This window comes from Arthrobacter sp. APC 3897 (assembly GCF_030407495.1).
Lineage (GTDB): Bacteria > Actinomycetota > Actinomycetes > Actinomycetales > Micrococcaceae > Arthrobacter_B.
This window is the reverse complement of record NZ_JASDDG010000002.1, coordinates 155,842-173,947: the sequence shown is the minus strand read 5'-3', so window position 1 is coordinate 173,947 and position 18,106 is coordinate 155,842. Positions and strand designations below refer to the sequence as shown.

Sequence of the window (18,106 nt, the reverse complement as noted above, 5' to 3'; positions counted from 1 at the left end):
GGTTCCTCAGGCCGTGCCGGACGGGGAGGCAAGGAAGTCCGCCAGCGCATCCATCAGGACCGAGAAGGAGTGGGCGCCGGGATCCGGGGTGCCCAGGCTCTTTTCACCCAGAATGCGGGATCTCCCCAGGCGGGACGTGATGCCCGCCGTGGCTTCGGCCGCCTCCTGCGCGGCGGCCGCGGCCTGTTTCACGGATCCGGCCAGATCTCCCGAGGACGCGAATTCCGCCACCAGGACCTCACGGAAGGGCAGGGCGGCATCCACCATGGTCTTATCCCCGGCCTTCGCCCCGCCCAGGCGGACGACGGCGTCAATTCCCGCGGCCAGAGCCTCAACTATTTCCGGGGCTGCCACGGCACGGGCATCATCAAAGACGCCGCCGGCCGCGGTGAGAGCCGCACCCCACAGTGCCCCGGAGGTGCCGCCGGCTTCTTCGGCCCAGGCGTCTCCGGCGTGAAGCAGGACGGTCCGCGCTCCGGCGCCTTTGGCAGCAGCCTGCCGGCCTGCATCCGCTGCACCGCTGGTTCCATAGGCCATGCCCTGGCCGTGGTCACCGTCGCCGGCCACCGCGTCCAGGCGGCCAAAATGCTCTTCGTGCTTCGACGCAGTGTCGCGCAGCATTTCCAGCACCTGCACAATCCCCGCAGCGGATGCCCGGGATTCCTCGGCCGCCTCCGGAATGGGATCCTCACCGGGAACATGAACTCCTGTCCGCGGCGGTGCGGAGGACTCTGTCCCCGCGGCCCGCCGGAAGGCGGGTGTATCAGCCGGCGCCAGCCAGTACTGCTCCAACTCATCGTCGAGGAACACAATGCTCAGCGACAGCCCGGCCATATTGAGGCTGGTGACATGTTCTCCGATTTCCGGGGCCACCACCGTGAACCCCTTCTCGGACAGCTGCTCGGCCACCCGGCCGTACACCACAAAGAGTTCCTCGTACTTGACCGTGCCCAGGCCGTTGAGCACCACTGAGACCCGGCCGCTGTAGCTGCCGCTGCGTTCCGGTTCCTCCTCCAGGACGCCGTGGAGCAGCAGATCTGCAACTTCCGCCGCAGTCCCCATGGGGACTTCGCGGATTCCCGGTTCCCCGTGGATTCCCAGCCCGACGGCCATCTCTCCGGCCGGCACATGGAACAGGGCCTCACCGGCGCCGGGCAGTGTGCAGCCGTCAAAGGCCACACCGAAGGAGCGGGTTGCGTCATTGGCTTTCCACGCCACCCGTTCTGCTTCATCCAGATCGGCACCGGCCGCAATGGCCGCACCGGCAATCTTGAAGACAATGAGGTCCCCGGCAATTCCGCGGCGGTCCCGGTGGGAATGCGCCGGACCGGAGGCAATGTCGTCCGAGACCTTAATGATCCGCACATCGATACCCTCGGCCCGCAGTTTCTCGGCAGCCTGGCCAAAGTGCAGGACATCCCCGGCATAGTTGCCGAAGCCCAGAAGGACACCCCCGCCGTTCTCCGCGGAGCGGGAAACGGAATACACCTGCGAGGCGGACGGGGAGGAGAAAATGTTGCCGCAGGGCGCACCGTGGGCCAGTCCCGGTCCCACCCAGCCGGCAAAGGCCGGGTAGTGGCCCGACCCTCCGCCGATCACCAGCGCAGGCTGGTTTTCCGGCGTTTCAGTGGAACGGACCACGCCGCCGTGGGCCTGCATCACGTGGCGGGGATGGGCTGCGGTGTATCCGCGCAAAGCGTCGACGGCGAAGTCTGCGGGGTTGTTCAGGAGGTAGGTCATGGCATCAGCGGGTTTCCGTGGCAGCGCGGGCGGTGCCCAGGCCTGCCTCCTCGGCAGGGCTGGGTCCGAGCTCCTTGAGGAGCCCGGACATGGCAACATACGCCTTGTTTCGGTAGGCGACAAGGTCCTGGGACTTGTCCGCGGGAATCTGCAGGAAGCCTGCCCCGGACTTGGTGCCGAGCTTTCCGGCATCCACGAGGTCCTTCAGAATTCCCGGCGTGGCAAACCGTTCGGGGAAGGATGTCTGCAGAGATGCATAGCAGAAGGAGTAGACGTCCAGCCCGGCCATATCCGCGATCGCAAACGGGCCGAAGAACGGCAGGCGGAACCCGAAGGTGGTTCGAACCAGGGTATCCACGTCCTCAGCCGAGGCAATTCCCTCCTCAACCACCTGGGCGGCTTCGTGGAAGAGAGCATACTGCAGGCGGTTCAGCACAAAACCGGTCACGTCCTTGACGACGGCGGCATGCTTGCCGGTGAGGGCCACCATCTCCCGTGCTGTCTCAACGGTTTCTTCCGTGGTGCCGGCATGGGGGATGACCTCCACTCCGGGGATGAAGGGAGCGGGGTTGGAGAAATGCACCCCCAGGAAGCGGCCCGGGTTCGAGACCGCCTCCGCCAGGCTGGCAATGAGGATGGTGGAGGTATTGGAACCGATCACCGCGTCCTGAGGCGCCGCGTCGCTGATCCGCCGCAAAGTGGCGTGCTTGATCTCAAGGACCTCCGGCACCGCCTCCTCGATGTAGGTGGCGTCAACAACGGCGTCTTCAATGCTGGGGGCAGCCCACAGGTTCTCCCGCAGGCGCTGCACGGCATCATCCGGAAACAGTCCGTCGGCTACAAACTGCCCGGCTTCGGTGAGCAGGCGTTCAAGGTTCTTCTCGGCCACTTCCCGGGAAACATCCGCCAGCGCCACCCGCGCTCCGCCGAGGGCAAGGACCTGGGCGATCCCTCCACCCATGTATCCGGAACCGACTACGGCTACTGTTCGCTGGGTCACTGGCGAGTCCTCCGTTGCACTGATCGATGATTTCCCCGGACGGATTGACCCGGCGTCATTTCATCTTTCCTATAGGATCCATGGGACACGTTGTGATGTCAACCACAGTTGGGGGCAGTGAAGGAGGCGGAGCCGGACCCGGCTAGTGCTCCCCGGCGCGGGTTGCTTCGTGTTCCTGAATTGCGCGGTTTTGAACTCCGCAGATGTGGCCGGCCATGGCTGCGCGCGCCTCGGCTGCATCGCCGCGCCGCATTGCGGCGACAATCTGCGAGTGTTCCTCGATCGCACTGCCGGCGTCGCGGACGCCGGTTCCGCCAAACAGGCGGAAGCGGTGGACGTGTCCGCCCAGGGAGTTGTAGGCACCCATCAGGAAGCGGTTGCCGGTCTGTTCGGCGATGGTGCGGTGAAAACGCTCATCTGCTTCCCAGTAGGAGCGGTAATCGGAAAACTGGGGGCCGTTGGGTGCCTGCCGCAGGTCATCGATGGACCGTTCCAGCTTTGCCAGGAAATCCTCATCAGCATGCCTGCACGCCACTTCGGCGGTGTGGCCCTCGATCAGCAGCCGGGCCTCCATGAGGTCCATGAGTTCGTCATGGCTCAGCACCGGCGCCACGCGGTACCCGCGCAGTGCAGCCCGCACCACCATTCCCGTAGCCTCCAGCCGGGCCAGCGCTTCCCGCACGGGAGTCGGCGAGACGCCAAGGTCCCGTGCGGTGCCGTCAATGCTGAGCGGGTCCCCGGATGCCAGTTTTCCATCCATCAGCCGCGCAAGAATTTCCGTGTAGACCTGATCCGCCAGGACACTGCGCTGCACCCAGGCACCGCCCGCTGCTGCATCCGTACCCATCATGCTCCTCTTGGTCCCGCGTCGGTTATGCCTTCAGGATTTTCCCACAGGGGCACGGCATTGCGCGCCCCGGCGCCTGAATGGCGGTCCGGTACAGGGATTCCCTGCATTGTCGGGTTACGGTTCCGGCTGGACACGGTCCCAATATCCTATAGGGTATAGCCCAGAGTCGAACTATGGTCTGCATCACATCAGTCTGGAGCGAGACTCCAGCGAACAAAGGTGTTCTTCCCATGCACTTGCTTCCCGCTGCCCTGCCTGCCGAGACTCTTGTCCTGGCCGAGCGCCCCTCCGGTGTGCTGATCGCCATCGCGGTCACGGCCATCGCGGTCCTGCTTTTCATGATTATCAAACTGCGGATCCACGCTTTTTTTGCGCTGATCATCATCAGCGTGCTCACCGCCCTCGCGGCGGGCATCGGCATCGGGGACGTGATGACCGTCGTCGTCGCCGGATTCAGCACCACAGTGGGAACCGTTGCCCTGCTGGTGGGATTCGGGGCTGTCCTGGGCCGCCTGGTGGAAGTGTCGGGAGGTGCCCAGGTCCTCGCCGATGCCATGCTTCGCCGGTTCGGCGAGAAGCGGGCGCCGCTGGCGCTGGCCGTCGCGTCGCTGTTCTACGCCTTCCCTATTTTCCTCGACGCCGGATTCATCGTGATGCTGCCGATCATCTACACCGTCGCGCGCCGCCTGGGCGGCTCCTTCATGCTGTATGTGCTTCCCTCCATCGGCTCGTTCCTCATGATGCATGCCCTGACTCCGCCGCACCCGGGTCCCACGGCCGCCGCAACGGTCATGGGCGCGGACATCGGGATGGTAATCCTGGTTGCCCTGCTGGTGGGGCTTCCCGCCTGGTACCTCGGCGGCTACCGGCTGGCCCTCGTTATTGCCAGGCGTTACCCGGACATGCCCGTTCCGAACCTGCTGGGGGAGGCGGACCTGGATGAGGACACGCCCCGCCCGGGCTTCTGGATGATCATCTTCGTGCTGCTGCTGCCGCTGTTCCTCATCTTCTTCAACACGATGTTCAGCACCCTGGAAGCCGGCGGAACCGTCGACAACCAGAACATCCTCTTCCAGCTCTCCCGGCTGATCGGCAGCACCCCGATCGCCCTGCTGATAGCCACTCTGGCCGCCATGTACCTGCTGTACATGCGTCCGCGGCGCGGCCGCGGCACCATCGGCAGTGCCTTGGAAGATCTTGTCGACAACGCGCTGGCCCCGGTCTGCTCCATCATCCTCATCACCGGAGCCGGCGGCGCCTTCGGCCGGGTACTGACCGAAACCGGAATCGGCGGAACCATCGCCTCCGGGCTGGACGCGATCGGCCTGCCCGTCATCCTGGCCGGCTTTCTCGTTGCGATTGCCTTCCGGGTGGCCCAGGGGTCGGCCACCGTCGCCGCCACCACCGCCGGTTCCATCATGGCGCCAGCCGTCATGGAACTCGGGGTCTCCGGAATCGGCCTGGCCGCCGTCGTCGTAGCCATTGCCGCCGGCTCCATCACCTTCTCGCATGTCAATGACTCCGGCTTCTGGCTCATCGGCAGGTTCTGCGGTTTTGACACCCTGACCACCTTGAAAACCTGGACCGTCGTCGGCACCGCCATCGGCTTCCTGTCCTTCGCACTGGCCTGGGCACTCTACGCGGTAGCGGCCTGAGCCCGACCGGCAAAAATCCCTCCAACCATTCCAGGAGTCCTTATGGCCAAATATCCCGAACATCGAACCGCAGTTGTCACCGGAACAGGCAGTGAAAGAGGCATCGGCCGCCAGGTTGCCCGCCGTCTTGCCAAGGAAGGGTGGGCCCTGGCCCTGCTGGACCTTGACGGAGATGCGGTGCAGTCCTTTGCCGAAGAGCTCGCTGCCGAATCGGCGCAGCCGGTCCTGGGCATGGCCGCTGACGTTGTGGTCCCTGAGTCGGTCCAGGCGGCCTTCGCCCGGATGGATGCCGAGCTGCCCCCGGTGCTGGCACTGGTCAACCTTGCCGGCATCGCCAGTCCGCACACCCTGTTCGAGCTCTCAAAGGAGATATGGACGCGCGTCATGGACGTCAACGCCACGGGAACGCTGCTCATGATGCAGGCCGCGGCGCGGCGCATGGTCGACGGCGGTGCCGGCGGACGCATCGTGAACACCTCCTCCATCACTGCCTACGACGGAGGAGGGACCTTCTCGAAAACCGGATACGCCGGTGCCAAGGCCGCCGTGCTGGGACTCACCCGGGGCGCGGCCCGGGAGCTGGGACCGCACGGCATCACCTGCAACGCTCTCGTTCCCGGCCCCATTGACACCGACATCATGGGCGGACCGCTGAGCGAAGACCGCCGGGCCGGCCTCTCCGGCGGCATCCCCGTGCAGCGGGTAGGCCATCCATCGGAGGTTGCTGCCCTGGTGAGCTTTTTACTGGGCGAAGAGGCAGGTTTCATCAACGGCGGGTCGTACTTCATCGACGGCGGCAAGCACATGGTGTGAACCGTCCAACAGCAACCACCATTGACTACTGCAAGGAGAAGGAAATGACGTACACACCCGAAACATGGCCGATCGGAGCGGCCCTGCTCAACTTCGCGGGAGTCACGCAGGACGGACTGGACCGCACCGAGGCTGGACCGCACGCCTGGAAACAGACCCTGCGGGAGGTCAGTGTGGCTGGTTTTGACCACGTGGACCTGACGGATTCATGGGTCCGGGCTGGCGATCTCGACGCCGCCGGGCGGAGTCAGCTGCTGGAGCTGGCACGCTCCTACGGGTTGTCTTTCAGCGATCTCGCGGTCACCCGCAAGAGTGTGATCACCGCAGATGAAGACCAGGCGCAGCGGAACATGGCCTACACCAAGCGGACCATTGATGCAGCGGCGGACCTCGAAGCGCCTATGGTCTGCCTGGGACTGCACGATCCCCTTACGCAGGAGCAGAAGGACGCAACCTGGTTCTGGCTCGCACAGGGAATCGAGGATGAAGACACGCCGGCTAACCGGGACAAGGCGGCAGAGCGCTTTCGTGAGCTGGGCGAATATGCGGCCGAACGCGGAGTAAGCCTGTCGCTGGAGATGTACGAAGGAACTTTCCTCGGAACGGCGGACAGCTCCGTGCAGCTGGTAAAAGCCGTGGATCTGCCCAACGTGGGACTTTGCCCTGACATCGGCAACATCGTGCGCCTTCACCGTCCGGTCGAGGACTGGCGGGAAATGCTGGCCAAGATGCTCCCGCATACCAACTACTGGCAGCTGAAGAATTATTTTCGGGACCATGATCCGGCTACGGGGGCCTACGCCTCCGCGCCCGCGCCGCTGGCGCTGGGGTTCATCAACTACCGGGAGGCCATCGGCATGGCAGTGGAAGCAGGGTTTGACGGTCCGATGTGCGTGGAGCACTACGGTGGTGACGGACTGTCCGTGGCCGCCATGAACCGGAACTACATCCGGGACATCCTGCGGGCGAAGCTGCCGGAAGAATAGCCGCTGCGAAATGACTGCCATGGCCGCTTAATGCCATTTCTGGGAAGCCTGCACGGAAGCAGCGGATTTTTCCCGTTTTCCCTGCTGGCATGCGGGCATACGGTCAAGGACAGCGGTGAATGGATGACAGGCAAGGGCCAAAGGGGCCATGACAGGAACAGGGCACCGGAAAGGGTAGACGAGGCGTTGCGCACCGGGGGAAGCTTTCGGAGTCAACCAACCGCACAGGCCGGCACGCGGCCGCAGGTACAGGAGGGGAACGAAAATGACCAAAGTTTGGGACTGGATCTAGTAAATCCCCTCAGGGGGAAAGCAACTTGATGCACAACGAGTAAACAGCAAGACCCCGCTCAGCGGCGGTAACCAAGTACCAACCCCGGAGGGGACTCACGCCATGACACAGCTGACAGCAGTTCGAAACGCCTCACGAACTCGCCCGACGGCCCAGTGGTGGACGGTCTCCTTCTACACCGGGGGCTTCGATGTAGCGGACGGCATCATTGGAGAGCTGGTTACCCCGCTGGCGGCTCAAGCACAGGCTTACGGGGCCGGCAGATGGTATTACACGAGGTGCCTGGAGCCTGCCAACGCGCATGTGCGGGTCCGGTTCCTGGGGGAACCCGAGATTTTTGAGCGGCTGACGCCGCTGCTGGGTGCACTGCGGCAACAGGCCAGCGGTGTCATTGGCCATCTGGAAATGACCCAGCAGATCAGTGATCGGGCCACGGACCGGCTGGGTCCCGGCGGAGCGGACCACCAGAACCCCCGGCTCGAGGCAGACCTGGCCAAATACGGCGGTCTGGAGGGGTTGTCACTGGCTGAAGAGGTTTTTGAACTCTCCTCAGAGCTGGCTGCCTGGGCTACGGTGCGGTTCCCCAAGATTCAGAACAGGTGGGCCTTCGGATCGCTCCTGTTGTTTGATTCCGCCCGCGCCATGATGAAGGGCCCCCACTCGGCAAGCTGGCCGGACCGCCGGCGAATCTCCTGGGACTACTACTGGGACAGCCATTTGCGCAGCTGCACTGCGGGCTTTGGGCAGCGGGCAGCAAGTGTCCGGGAAGCGATGACCATTCAGGTTGCGGCTAAGGTGACGCCCACCCACCGCCTGATGGCCGCCACCGCTGCCGAAAACGCCGTGGAGAACTGGCGCCGCCGCTGGTTCAGGAGCGTTGATAACTATCTCTACCGTGCGGACAAGGCCCGGCTGAGCAGGAGCGCACAGCATTTGACGGTGTATCAGGCGCACATGCTGCTGAACCGGCTCGGACTGTCCCTGCGGGAAGAGGCGGCACTGGGGCTGTACGCCCGCAGTTGGAGCACTGAACGCGAAGCGGCACTGCTGGGCCGGCACTAGGCAACCATCAAGCCCTACCAGAAGGAGACCCCGTGACGAGCCGCAACGAGTTCATAGTCGCGTCGAGTTCCCAAGACCTCTCGGAGGTTCTGGGATGTTCGGAGGACGTTGTTGAAGACCTGCGGGACAAGGGGATTGTTGCCTCCAGCGGAGAACTTTGGGATGTAGGCCCGGCGCGCGACTACCTGCGGGATGCGGCCTGGGCCGGCGGCTTCTGGGATTAGGCAACCAGGTTAGGGACTTCAGACAAATACATCAGGACGGACCCAGCTGCGGCAGCAGCGGGGTCCGTCCTGATGTGATTCGGGGCTGTTAAGCAGCGCTGGAGGTGGAAGCCCCGGCAAGCGAGGAAACCACGCTGCGGATCTGCTCCACAACCTCGGCATCATCCTTGGGGTGGACCTCGGCGAAGCGGGTCACGGAGCCGCCGATGGACAGGCGGACGTCCTCCACCAGATGGGCGCCGGCAATACCCAGGGACTTGCGGGCGTCATCATGGGCCCAGACTCCGCCGAACTGGCCAAAGGCGGATCCGATCACGGCGGCAGGGGTGCCAACAATGGCGCCGGTGCCGAACGGGCGCGACAGCCAGTCAATGGCGTTCTTCAGCACGGCGGGCATTGTTCCGTTGTATTCCGGGCACACCAGGAGCAGGGCGTCGGAGGAAGCGGCTGCCTTGCGCAGCGCCGCAGCGGCTTCGGGGACAGTGCCCTCGACGTCGATGTCTTCGTTGTAGAACGGGATGGTTCCGATGCCCTCGTGGATGACAATCTCAACGTCCTCGGGGGCGTTCACGACGGCCGTTTCGGCGAGTTGGCGGTTGACGGAACCAGCCCGAAGGCTGCCGACCAGGGTAAGTACTTTGGTGCTCAAGAAAACTCCTATCAGGAACCGTGCCGGTTTTGCGGCACAGGTATTACACCTAAGACTACAAGCGGACCGTGGTCGGTTTCTGTTCCGCGGTGACCGCACGGTCGGGCCTGCAGGCAGCCGGCTGAGGGGTTGCAGGCAGCGGAGGCGGGCCTGTGGACGCAGCAGGGAACCGCAGTCTGCCGCTGCGCACAGTGCTGGACATGGTGTCCGGGCTGGGCACGCCGGCATCCGCCATGGACCCTCCTGCCAACGGTGCCGGTGTGGGGAAGGGAACCGTTTTCCGGTGCTACGGCTGCGGATAACCGGGGGCTGGCCGGCTTCGGCGGACCCGCCAACGGCAAATAAGTGTCAGCAGGCTTACTAATTTAGTAGGGTGGCTATGGGCCGTCGCATTTGGACGGCACCTGGTTCGAACGATGATGGAGGCTACATGTCTGACAAGAGCACATCCGTACCGGGCGTCCCGGGGCCGCAGGCTCCGGAGCTGGCCGAGCCAACCCAGCCGCGGGAACCGCTGCCTCCGAAGCCTGACCAGGACGGACCCGAAACGGTCTCCCCCACCGGCGTTCCCACCGGAGCACCGAAGTCCTCCAACGCGCAGAGCGGCCGGTACCTGACCACTGCACAGGGCGCCCGGCTCCGCGACACTGACCATTCGCTGAAGGCAGGTCCCCGCGGACCGGTCCTCCTGCAGGACCATCACCTCCGGGAAAAAATCACTCACTTTGACCATGAGCGCATCCCGGAGCGCGTCGTCCACGCCCGCGGCGCTGCGGCCCACGGCGTGTTTGTGGCCAACGGCGCCGCAGAAGGCGTCACACGGGCCGGGTTCCTCGCCAAGGGCGCTGAAACGCCGGTATTCGTGCGGTTTTCCACGGTGCTGGGTTCCCGAGGTTCCGCGGACACAGTCCGTGACACCCGCGGTTTCAGCACCAAGTTTTACACCGACGAGGGCAACTATGACCTGGTTGCCAACAACATTCCGGTGTTCTTCATTCAGGACGCCATCAAGTTCCCCGATGTCATCCACGCCGGCAAGCCGCACCCGGACCGTGAAATTCCGCAGGCGCAGAGCGCCCATGACACGTTCTGGGATTTTGTTTCCCTGCACACTGAGGCCCAGCACCACACCATGTGGAACATGTCGGACCGCGGTATCCCGCGCTCCTACCGCACCATGGAGGGCTTCGGCGTCCACACCTTCCGTCTGGTGAACGCCGCCGGCGAAACCACGCTGGTGAAGTTCCATTGGAAGCCCCGGCAGGGCGTGCATTCGCTGGTCTGGGAAGAAGCGCAGATCATCAACGGCATGGACCCCGACTTCCACCGCCGTGACCTGGCAGACTCCATTGAAGCCGGCGCCTTCCCGCAGTGGGACCTCGGCATCCAGGTTTTCCCGGACACCGAAGATGAAATGTTCGAGGGCATCGATCTCCTCGATCCCACCAAGCTGGTCCCCGAGGAACTGGCTCCGGTGCAGCTCATCGGCACCATGACCCTGAACGCCAACGTCACGAACTACTTCGCGGAGACGGAGCAGGTTGCCTTCCACCCCGGCCACCTGGTGCCGGGCATCGACGTCACCAATGATCCGCTGCTGCAGGGCCGGCTGTTCTCCTACATTGACACGCAGCTGACCCGCCTGGGCGGCCCCAACTTTGCCCAGATTCCGATCAACCGTCCGCACGCCCCGGTCAATGACATGCTCCGGGACGGTTTCCACCAGGACGCGGACCACTCGGGGGTTGCTCCGTACCAGCCCAACTCCCTCGACGGCGGCTGCCCGTTCATGGCCGGAGCGGACATGGGCGCCTTCATCGATGTCCCCACCGAGGTGCCGGCCTCACGGAAGGTCCGCGAAAACCCGGCAACCTTCGATGACCACTACAGCCAGACACGGATGTTCTTCCGCTCCCTGACTCCCGTGGAACAGGACCATGTGGTGCAGGCCTACACGTTTGAACTCGGCAAGTGCTACGAGGAGAACATCCGGCTGCGTCAGCTCCAGTCCCTGGCCAATATCGACGAGCGCCTTGCCGCTGAGGTGGCCACTGGTCTTGGCCTTGAAGCGCCGGCGCCGAATGTCGTCGTTGAAGACACCCAGCCGAGCCCGGCGCTGAGCCAGCTCGGCGGGACGTGGCCCGTGGCAGGCCGTCTGGTCGGTGTTGTCGCCGATGACGCGACGGACTTGGGTGCGCTGAATGAAGTGCTCTCCGCTGTCACCGCCGAGGGCATGGTTCCGCTGGTGATTGCTCCGCACGGCGGCAAGCTGGGGGGCGAAGTGACCATCCAGCGGACCTACCTCACGGCCCGCTCCACCGAGTTTGACGCCATTGTGGTGGCGGCAACGGGTAACCCGGCCCCCGATGCCGTCGACAGCCTGGACGCCAAGGCAGGCAACCCCGAGGGCCACCCTTCCCTTGACCCGCGCGTCACCATGCTCCTGGCGGAGGCCTTCCGCCATGCCAAGGCCATTGGTGCCCTGGGTGACGGCTCCGTCCTCATGGCCGCAGGAGTGCCCGTGGACGCCCCCGGCGTTGTGGTGGGTACTCCTGCCGAGGCAACAGCCGGTGTCAGCGGACTGCTGGCAAGCCACCGTGTCTGGGAGCGTTTCCCGACGATGGTTCCGTAGCTTCAAGACGCTGCGCGGACACCGTGCAGCAGCTTAAAAGGGGAAGCCCGGCGGCAGTAGCGCCGGGCTTCCCCTTTTTCCTTGGCCGGGGTTGTGCTTAGTAACCGGGGTTGTCACTGGCGGGCGGCGTCAGTGCCCTGATGAGAGAGTGCAGATCACCCCGCAGGCTGTCGACGTCGGTGTCGGAGAGGAGCAGGAGCTGGGTTTCGGCGCGGGTGGCCCGGGCGCTGATGCTCTCTCCGGAGGCAGTGATGGTCCACAGACCTCCGGCGCCTGAAGTGATGTAGCCGCAGTGCTGAAGGTCGGCCAGGCAGTCGCGGACACAGGCAGCGGGCAGTCCGGAACTCGCGGAGAGCTGATCCTCCGTAGTCTCGGAATGGGTTAGCAGCCGCAGGATGAGCGTGCGTTCATGGGTAAGGCGCAGCTCTGTCAGGGATTCTTCGGTGGCGCGGTTGGTGATGAATGCTGCGGCGGAGAGCAGCCGGGGAACATATCCGGGAGCGGGCCGGTCAGCCGGAGCGCTCATTTGCCCTGTCCGGGAGGGAGCCAGCCGGCAGGAACAAAGTGCCCGGCGAAAGACTCGCAGACGGAACATGTGTAGTTGGCCATAGCGGGCGTATCGCCGGCCGCGGGGGTGAAGGACTCAAAAATGAGAAAATCGTCTACACCGCACTGGTGACAGACGGGAATTTGAACTGCAGGATCCATGGATATCCTCTGCTGGAGGGTGCGCAGAAAGCCATGGCCGCGTCTTGACCGTGATTTTTTTATCGTAATATCAAACCGCACGGCAGACAATTCCGTGCCCGGGCATACCGCCCGTCATTGCGCATACTGCCGCGGTCCTCTCCGGTGCGGCGTGCGCCGGCAGAGGAATCATGAACGACTCAAGCACCATAAGTGCCCCGTGGGCACACCTGCAGGATCTCCTTGTTCACCACGAGGACGTGCAGGACTTTCTCTCGGAACTTGCCGTTCTCACGGCGTCATCGCTTTCCCTTCGGGGAACCACCTACTGCGGCATCACCTTCCAGCGTTCGCGGGACCATCAGTTCACGGTGGCCAGCAGCGACAGCGAAGCGCTGCAGATGGACGAACTCCAGTACGCGTTCGGGGACGGGCCGTGCCTGCACGCGATCCGGGTCCAGGCCGAGGTGCACGTGGGCAATGCTGCCACCGACAACCGCTGGCCGGAGTACATGGACTGCATCCGAAACTACGGCATCCGGTCCATGTACGCCGTTCCGCTCAAGCTGGGCGGACATGCCAAAGCAGCAATGAACCTGTACGCCAAGAGTCCGGATGTTTTCGACGAGGACTTCCGCCGCGTCGCCCGTACCTATGCCGCCGAAGCCTCACAGGCCCTGCTGCTGGCGGTGCGGGTCTCGCAGCACGCGGCCACTGTAGAGGACCTGCAGGGCGTACTCGCCTCACGGACCAGCATAGATCTGGCCGTGGGCATCATCATGGGACAGAACCGCTGCACCCAGCAGGAGGCCTTCGACACCCTGCGGCGGGCCTCCAACAGCCGCAACGTCAAGGTCCGGGATCTGGCCGGGGAAATAGTCGAGCGGCTGAACGGTAAACCCGCAGCCACCCATTTCACCGAAGGTTAACGGCCCCGGGCGCGGACGGCCGGCATGTTCCGCCGTCCGCGCTTTCCGCGCATCAGGCCGGGACGAGCGCGGACCAGTCCTCCGTCAGTTCCAGGCCGAGGGCGGTGGACACCGAGGCATGGGCTACCTTGCCGCCGGCAATGTTCAGCCCGCGTGCCAGTGCCGGAGAGGCGTCAAACGCACCGCGCACACCGCGGTCTGCGAGTGCGACGGCGTAGGGCAGGGTGACGTTGGTCAGCGCATACGTGGAGGTGTTGGGCACCGCTCCGGGCATATTGGCCACGCAGTAGAACAGCGAACCATGGACCCGGTAGGTCGGATCCTCGTGGGTGGTGGGCCGGGAGTCCTCGAAGCAGCCGCCCTGGTCCACGGCGATGTCCACCAGGACGCTGCCGGGCTTCATCCGCGAGACCATGTCATTGGTGACCAGCTTCGGGGCCCGGGCCCCCGGAATCAGCACCGATCCAATGACGAGGTCAGCGTCTGCCATCGCACGCTCGATTTCAAAAGCGTTGGACGCGATGGTGCGGATCCGGCCGGCGTACTGGGCGTCGAGCTGGCGCAGGCGGTCAATGTTGATGTCCAGGACCGAGACGTCGGCGTGGGCACCCACTGCCGCAGCCACCGCATTGGTGCCGGCCACTCCGGCGCCCAGGACCACCACCTTTGCCGGGCGGACGCCGGGAACACCGCCAAGGAGCAGTCCGGGACCTCCGGCCGGGGACATCAGGCACTGTGCGCCCACCTGGACGGAGAGGCGGCCGGCCACCTCGGACATGGGTGCCAGCAGCGGCAGTGCCCGTCCTTCCTGCACTGTTTCATAGGCAATGGCGGTCATTCCGGAGGCCAGCAGGGCCTTCGTCAGTTCGGGTGCGGCGGCCAGATGCAGGTAGGTAAACAGCACCAGATCGGAACGGAAGTACCGGTACTCCGCTTCCACCGGTTCCTTGACCTTCAGGATGAGATCTGCCTGGTTCCAGACGTCATCGGCCGACTCCAGAATTGTGGCGCCCGCCCCGGCATATTCGGCATCGCTGATACTGGAACCTGTGCCCGCGCCGGATTCCACCAGCACCTCGTGTCCGCGCGTCCTGAACTCATGGACGCCGGAGGCCGTTATGGCCACCCGGAATTCATTGTTCTTGATTTCCTTGGGGATACCGATAATCACAGCTAGCTCCGTTGCATTGCAGGTGAGGCGGGCAACCGCCGGGGTTCTCCCCAGCATAGGGGAGTGATCCCCTCACTCCTCAACTTGGGCCCCGCCTCCCTGTGTCCGCGCGGACTTGGCCGCCTGCTGCGCCTGCAGCCAGGCTTCGACGTCGGACAGGCGGATGCGGCGGTGCGTGCCGCGGTATTCAACGGGGATGACGCCGGCGTCCGTGAGGTTGCGCAGATACGTGTGGGAAATTCCCGCTGCAGCCGCAGCCTGCGACGTCGTCAGGAGGGGGATGCCGGACCCGCTCCGGGCGGACGGGGCTGCCGGGCCGGAGGGCGCCGTGGAGGGCGGTGCCGCGGCCGGCTGGGCTGCCGCCGGCCCGGCCCCGTCGCCGGATGCCACCACAACGTCTTCACCCCGGCCCAGCCGTGCGAGCAGGTCCAGCACCGCGTCGCGGGCGGCAGCGGGCAGGCGCAGCGCAGTCCCGTCAACAAAAACGGTCACGTCACCCGCGGAAAGTGCACGGGACAGCGCCCGCACCTCAGCGGCAGGGAGTGGAGATGTATGAAGAGGGGTCGCGGTCATGCTGCCATCTTGCCAAAGATCCGCGGCAATAACCTCACCGGCTCTGTGCGCCGGCCGGGCGGCGCTGGGGCCCGGCTGCGTTGACCGCAGGCTCGGCGGCACGGGAGCATGGACGGTAGCCGCACGGACGCCGTCCGGCCTCCGGACACGCGGCCCGAAGGGAACTTTTGCCTTGCAGGAACTGAACCCCCCTCCCGGGGCCTGGCAGCCCGACATTCTCGGTGAAGGCTTTGAACAGCTGACGCTCGACCTGCCCGACGGCGCTCCGGCAACTCTGGTCCGCTACTCGCCGCCGGATGCTCCTCCCGGCGGGGAGCATGCCGCCGCCGGTGATGTCCTTTACGTGCACGGATGGTCGGACTACTTTTTCCAGACCGAGCTTGCCCGGTACTGGGCGCAGGCCGGGATGCGCTTCTTTGCGCTGGACCTGCACAACTACGGCCGGAGCCTCCGTCCGGGGCAAAGCCCGGGATTCACCACGGATCTGACCGAATACGACGCCGACATTGCCGCGGCGCTCGCCGCGATGGGGCGGCCGGTCCCGGCGGCCGCCGGCCAGCCCTCCGGTCCGGCGACACCTGCGCGGCCTCTGATCCTGCTGGGGCATTCCACCGGCGGGCTCACCCTGAGTCTCTGGGCGTCCCGGCATCCGGGAGCGGCCTCGGCCCTGGTGCTGAACAGTCCGTGGCTCGAATTCCAGGCTACGGAGCTGGGCAGGCGGATCATCTCGCCGCTGATCGGCAGGGAAGCGCAGCGGCGCCCTCTGGCCCAGCTGCCTTCGGTGGACGCCGGAAACTATGCCCGCGCCGTCTTCTCCGCCTTCGGCGGAGAGTGGACCTACAACCTGATGTGGCGTCCGCTGCGGGGGTTTCCGGGCACCGTCGCGTTCCTCAACGCGGTGTTCCGTGCCCAGGCTGTGGTCGCGCAGGGGCTCCGCCTTGACCTGCCTGTGCTCGTGCTGCTCTCCGACAAGAGCTATCTGCAGCCCCGGTGGTCAGCCGACGCCGAAAAGGCCGATGTTGCCCTGGATGTGGACGTGGTGGCCCGCCGGGCCCTGTCACTTGGAACCTGTGTAACGGTGGCACGGGTGCCGGACGCCCTGCACGACGTTTTCCTGTCCGCAAAGCCGGTGCGCCGGCGCGCCTACGCGGTGGTGGACCAGTGGGCGCGGGGTTACCTGCCCGCAGCCCCGGAAGTGTCCCCGAAGCTGCGGGCGGGTTCTCAGCCGATCAGCTCATAGGCAGGCTGGGTCAGGAAGTCCACATAGTCCTCGGACAGGCTGATGTCTGCAATCAGCCGGCTTGCCGGAGCGTAGAAGCGGGTGAACTGCTCCTCGGGAACCTCGCTGCGCAGACGCTCGGTTTCTTCGGCCAGCAGGCGCTCCACCAGTTCCGGGGTCACGGTGGCGCCGGTGTCCTCCAGGACAACGCCGTTATGCACCTGCTGCCACACCTGTGAGCGGGAGATTTCAGCGGTGGCTGCGTCCTCCATCAGGTTGTGGATGGCCACGGCACCGTTGCCGGAGAGCCAGACGGCCGTATAGGCCACTGCCACATACAGGTTGGAACGCAGACCGGCCTCGGTAATGGCGCCTTCCGCCGTGGAGACATCCAGCAGGTCCTTGGCTGTGACGGAAACGTCGTCACGCAGCTTGTCCACCTGGTTGGGCTTGTCCCCAAGGACGGAGTCGAACACCTCTCGGCAGGTATCCACCATGTCCGGATGGGCCACCCAGGAACCGTCGAAGCCGTCATTGGCTTCCCGCGTCTTGTCCGCGGTCACCTTTTCGAACGCCTTGGCCGTGACTTCCGGTTCCCGCCGGTTCGGGATGAAGGCGGCCATGCCGCCCATGGCAAAGGCGCCGCGGCGGTGGCAGGTGCTGACCAGCAGCTCCGTGTAGGCGCGCATGAACGGTGCGGTCATGGCGACGTCGGCGCGGTCCGGCAGCAGGAAATCCTTGCCGGAGTCACGGAAGACTTTGATCATGCTGAAGAGATAGTCCCACCGGCCCGCGTTGAGGCCGGAGGCGTGGTCGCGCAGTTCGTAAAGGATTTCGTCCATCTCGAAAGCCGCCGGGATGGTCTCGATAAGGACGGTGGCGCGGACCGTACCCTGCGGGATGCCCACGTACTCCTCGGAGAAGGTGAAGATGTCATTCCAGAGCCGGGCCTCCAGATGGCTCTCCATCTTCGGCAGGTAGTAGTAGGGGCCCTGTCCGTTGTCGAGGAGCTGTTTTGCGTTGTGGAAGAAGTGCAGGCCAAAGTCAACGAGCGCTCCCACGGCGGGTTCGCCGTCGACCGTTACATGCTTTTCCGGAAGGTGCCAGCCGCGGGGCCGCACCACGGGCACGGCGAGGGGCGCGTCTGTGCGCAGAGCGTATTCCTTGCCCTCGGGTGAGGTGAAGGACAGGTCCCCCCTCGCCGCCCGGTACAGGTTGTATTCGGCGTCCACCACGTTGTGCCAGGTGGGCGTGTGGGCGTCCTCCAGGTCCGCCAGCCAGACCTTCGCTCCGGAGTTGAGTGCGTTGATGGCCATCTTGGCCGGCGATGCCGGGCCGGTCATCTCCACGCGGCGGTCGGTCAGGGCGGCAGGGGCAGGAGCCACCTTCCAGCTGCCCTCACGGATGCCGGCGGTTTCGGGCAGGAAATCCAGGCTGTCTCCGGCCGCGACGCGGTTGCGGCGCTCGGTCCGGGTTTCCAGCAGATTGTCCCGGGTGGGGCGGAACCGCTGGTGCAGCTCCTCGACAAACGCCAGTGCGTCCGGGGTCAGAATCTTTTCAGCCCCGGGGGCGGGGGACATGTCGCTCACATCAATGGCCATGGTGTTTCTCCCTACGTGTCGTG

General features: G+C 65.1%; 17 protein-coding genes. 9 read left to right on the top strand and 8 right to left on the bottom strand.

Going from position 1 to position 18,106, the window contains the following annotated elements; translation table 11 throughout:
• Positions 1–6: 6 nt before the first annotated feature.
• The 3 genes from QMA10_RS01965 to QMA10_RS01955 all read right to left on the bottom strand — a co-directional run bounded on the left by QMA10_RS01965 (position 7) and on the right by QMA10_RS01955 (position 3,587).
• Positions 7–1,740, bottom strand: coding sequence for a dihydroxyacetone kinase family protein (locus tag QMA10_RS01965; RefSeq protein ID WP_290165650.1), 1,734 nt, complete (start codon positions 1,738–1,740; stop codon positions 7–9).
• A gap of 4 nt (positions 1,741–1,744) precedes the next feature.
• Positions 1,745–2,740, bottom strand: coding sequence for a 3-hydroxyacyl-CoA dehydrogenase family protein (locus QMA10_RS01960; protein WP_290165648.1), 996 nt, complete (start codon positions 2,738–2,740; stop codon positions 1,745–1,747).
• Positions 2,741–2,882: 142 nt separating this feature from the next.
• On the bottom strand, positions 2,883–3,587 hold the full coding sequence (locus tag QMA10_RS01955; protein ID WP_356833351.1) for a GntR family transcriptional regulator: 705 nt from the start codon (positions 3,585–3,587) through the stop codon (positions 2,883–2,885).
• Between the two features lie 233 nt (positions 3,588–3,820).
• On the opposite strand from QMA10_RS01955, the gene QMA10_RS01950 reads away from it, so the two are divergent.
• The 5 genes from QMA10_RS01950 to QMA10_RS01930 all read left to right on the top strand — a co-directional run bounded on the left by QMA10_RS01950 (position 3,821) and on the right by QMA10_RS01930 (position 8,622).
• Positions 3,821–5,245, top strand: coding sequence for a GntP family permease (locus QMA10_RS01950; RefSeq protein ID WP_290165644.1), 1,425 nt, complete (start codon positions 3,821–3,823; stop codon positions 5,243–5,245).
• Positions 5,246–5,287: 42 nt separating this feature from the next.
• Positions 5,288–6,058, top strand: coding sequence for an SDR family oxidoreductase (locus QMA10_RS01945; RefSeq protein ID WP_290165641.1), 771 nt, complete (start codon positions 5,288–5,290; stop codon positions 6,056–6,058).
• 44 nt (positions 6,059–6,102) lie between these two features.
• Positions 6,103–7,044, top strand: a complete 942-nt coding sequence (locus QMA10_RS01940; protein WP_290165639.1) for a sugar phosphate isomerase/epimerase family protein — start codon at positions 6,103–6,105, stop codon at positions 7,042–7,044.
• A gap of 394 nt (positions 7,045–7,438) precedes the next feature.
• Positions 7,439–8,398, top strand: coding sequence for a lantibiotic dehydratase C-terminal domain-containing protein (locus QMA10_RS01935; RefSeq protein WP_290165637.1), 960 nt, complete (start codon positions 7,439–7,441; stop codon positions 8,396–8,398).
• Positions 8,399–8,430: 32 nt separating this feature from the next.
• Positions 8,431–8,622, top strand: a complete 192-nt coding sequence (locus tag QMA10_RS01930) for a hypothetical protein (protein WP_290165635.1) — start codon at positions 8,431–8,433, stop codon at positions 8,620–8,622.
• Positions 8,623–8,710: 88 nt separating this feature from the next.
• Here QMA10_RS01930 and QMA10_RS01925 read toward each other — a convergent pair whose 3' ends face one another.
• Entirely contained in the window at positions 8,711–9,271 is a 561-nt protein-coding gene (locus QMA10_RS01925; RefSeq protein ID WP_290165632.1) for an NADPH-dependent FMN reductase, read from the bottom strand.
• A gap of 152 nt (positions 9,272–9,423) precedes the next feature.
• Here QMA10_RS01925 and QMA10_RS01920 point away from each other — a divergent pair, with 152 nt between their 5' ends.
• Positions 9,424–9,573, top strand: a complete 150-nt coding sequence (locus tag QMA10_RS01920; RefSeq protein ID WP_290165630.1) for a hypothetical protein — start codon at positions 9,424–9,426, stop codon at positions 9,571–9,573.
• Positions 9,574–9,701: 128 nt separating this feature from the next.
• On the top strand, positions 9,702–11,903 hold the full coding sequence (locus QMA10_RS01915; RefSeq protein ID WP_290165628.1) for a catalase: 2,202 nt from the start codon (positions 9,702–9,704) through the stop codon (positions 11,901–11,903).
• A gap of 97 nt (positions 11,904–12,000) precedes the next feature.
• On the opposite strand, the gene QMA10_RS01910 is transcribed toward QMA10_RS01915, so the two are convergent.
• Positions 12,001–12,429 (bottom strand): hypothetical protein, encoded by a 429-nt coding sequence (locus QMA10_RS01910; protein ID WP_290165626.1) that lies wholly within the window; start codon positions 12,427–12,429, stop codon positions 12,001–12,003.
• Between the two features lie 352 nt (positions 12,430–12,781).
• On the opposite strand from QMA10_RS01910, the gene QMA10_RS01905 reads away from it, so the two are divergent.
• Entirely contained in the window at positions 12,782–13,519 is a 738-nt protein-coding gene (locus QMA10_RS01905; RefSeq protein ID WP_290165625.1) for a GAF and ANTAR domain-containing protein, read from the top strand.
• A 52-nt stretch (positions 13,520–13,571) separates the two neighbouring features.
• On the opposite strand, the gene ald is transcribed toward QMA10_RS01905, so the two are convergent.
• Positions 13,572–14,690 carry an alanine dehydrogenase gene (ald, locus tag QMA10_RS01900; RefSeq protein WP_290165622.1) on the bottom strand — a complete coding sequence of 373 codons (1,119 nt, stop codon included), beginning with the start codon at positions 14,688–14,690 and terminating at the stop codon, positions 13,572–13,574.
• A gap of 72 nt (positions 14,691–14,762) precedes the next feature.
• Positions 14,763–15,263, bottom strand: coding sequence for a helix-turn-helix domain-containing protein (locus tag QMA10_RS01895; RefSeq protein WP_290165621.1), 501 nt, complete (start codon positions 15,261–15,263; stop codon positions 14,763–14,765).
• 172 nt (positions 15,264–15,435) lie between these two features.
• On the opposite strand from QMA10_RS01895, the gene QMA10_RS01890 reads away from it, so the two are divergent.
• Positions 15,436–16,503, top strand: coding sequence for an alpha/beta hydrolase (locus tag QMA10_RS01890; RefSeq protein ID WP_290165619.1), 1,068 nt, complete (start codon positions 15,436–15,438; stop codon positions 16,501–16,503).
• Here the strand turns inward: QMA10_RS01890 and aceB are convergent.
• The gene (gene aceB, locus QMA10_RS01885) at positions 16,485–18,083 is read right to left on the bottom strand and encodes a malate synthase A (RefSeq protein ID WP_290165617.1); all 1,599 of its coding nucleotides are present in this window, start codon (positions 18,081–18,083) and stop codon (positions 16,485–16,487) included. The two genes, QMA10_RS01890 and aceB, sit on opposite strands and share 19 nt — an antisense overlap.
• Positions 18,084–18,106: the final 23 nt, after the last annotated feature.

What these genes read in the sequence shown, in the direction of transcription:
- QMA10_RS01965 (WP_290165650.1), bottom strand. Translation starts at nt 1,740, where the DNA reads ATGACCTACCTCCTGAACAACCCCGCAGACTTCGCCGTCGACGCTTTG.
- QMA10_RS01955 (WP_356833351.1), bottom strand. Translation starts at nt 3,587, where the DNA reads ATGGGTACGGATGCAGCAGCGGGCGGTGCCTGGGTGCAGCGCAGTGTC.
- QMA10_RS01950 (WP_290165644.1), top strand. Translation starts at nt 3,821, where the DNA reads ATGCACTTGCTTCCCGCTGCCCTGCCTGCCGAGACTCTTGTCCTGGCC.
- QMA10_RS01945 (WP_290165641.1), top strand. Translation starts at nt 5,288, where the DNA reads ATGGCCAAATATCCCGAACATCGAACCGCAGTTGTCACCGGAACAGGC.
- QMA10_RS01940 (WP_290165639.1), top strand. Translation starts at nt 6,103, where the DNA reads ATGACGTACACACCCGAAACATGGCCGATCGGAGCGGCCCTGCTCAAC.
- QMA10_RS01935 (WP_290165637.1), top strand. Translation starts at nt 7,439, where the DNA reads ATGACACAGCTGACAGCAGTTCGAAACGCCTCACGAACTCGCCCGACG.
- QMA10_RS01915 (WP_290165628.1), top strand. Translation starts at nt 9,702, where the DNA reads ATGTCTGACAAGAGCACATCCGTACCGGGCGTCCCGGGGCCGCAGGCT.
- QMA10_RS01910 (WP_290165626.1), bottom strand. Translation starts at nt 12,429, where the DNA reads ATGAGCGCTCCGGCTGACCGGCCCGCTCCCGGATATGTTCCCCGGCTG.
- QMA10_RS01905 (WP_290165625.1), top strand. Translation starts at nt 12,782, where the DNA reads ATGAACGACTCAAGCACCATAAGTGCCCCGTGGGCACACCTGCAGGAT.
- QMA10_RS01895 (WP_290165621.1), bottom strand. Translation starts at nt 15,263, where the DNA reads ATGACCGCGACCCCTCTTCATACATCTCCACTCCCTGCCGCTGAGGTG.
- aceB (WP_290165617.1), bottom strand. Translation starts at nt 18,083, where the DNA reads ATGGCCATTGATGTGAGCGACATGTCCCCCGCCCCCGGGGCTGAAAAG.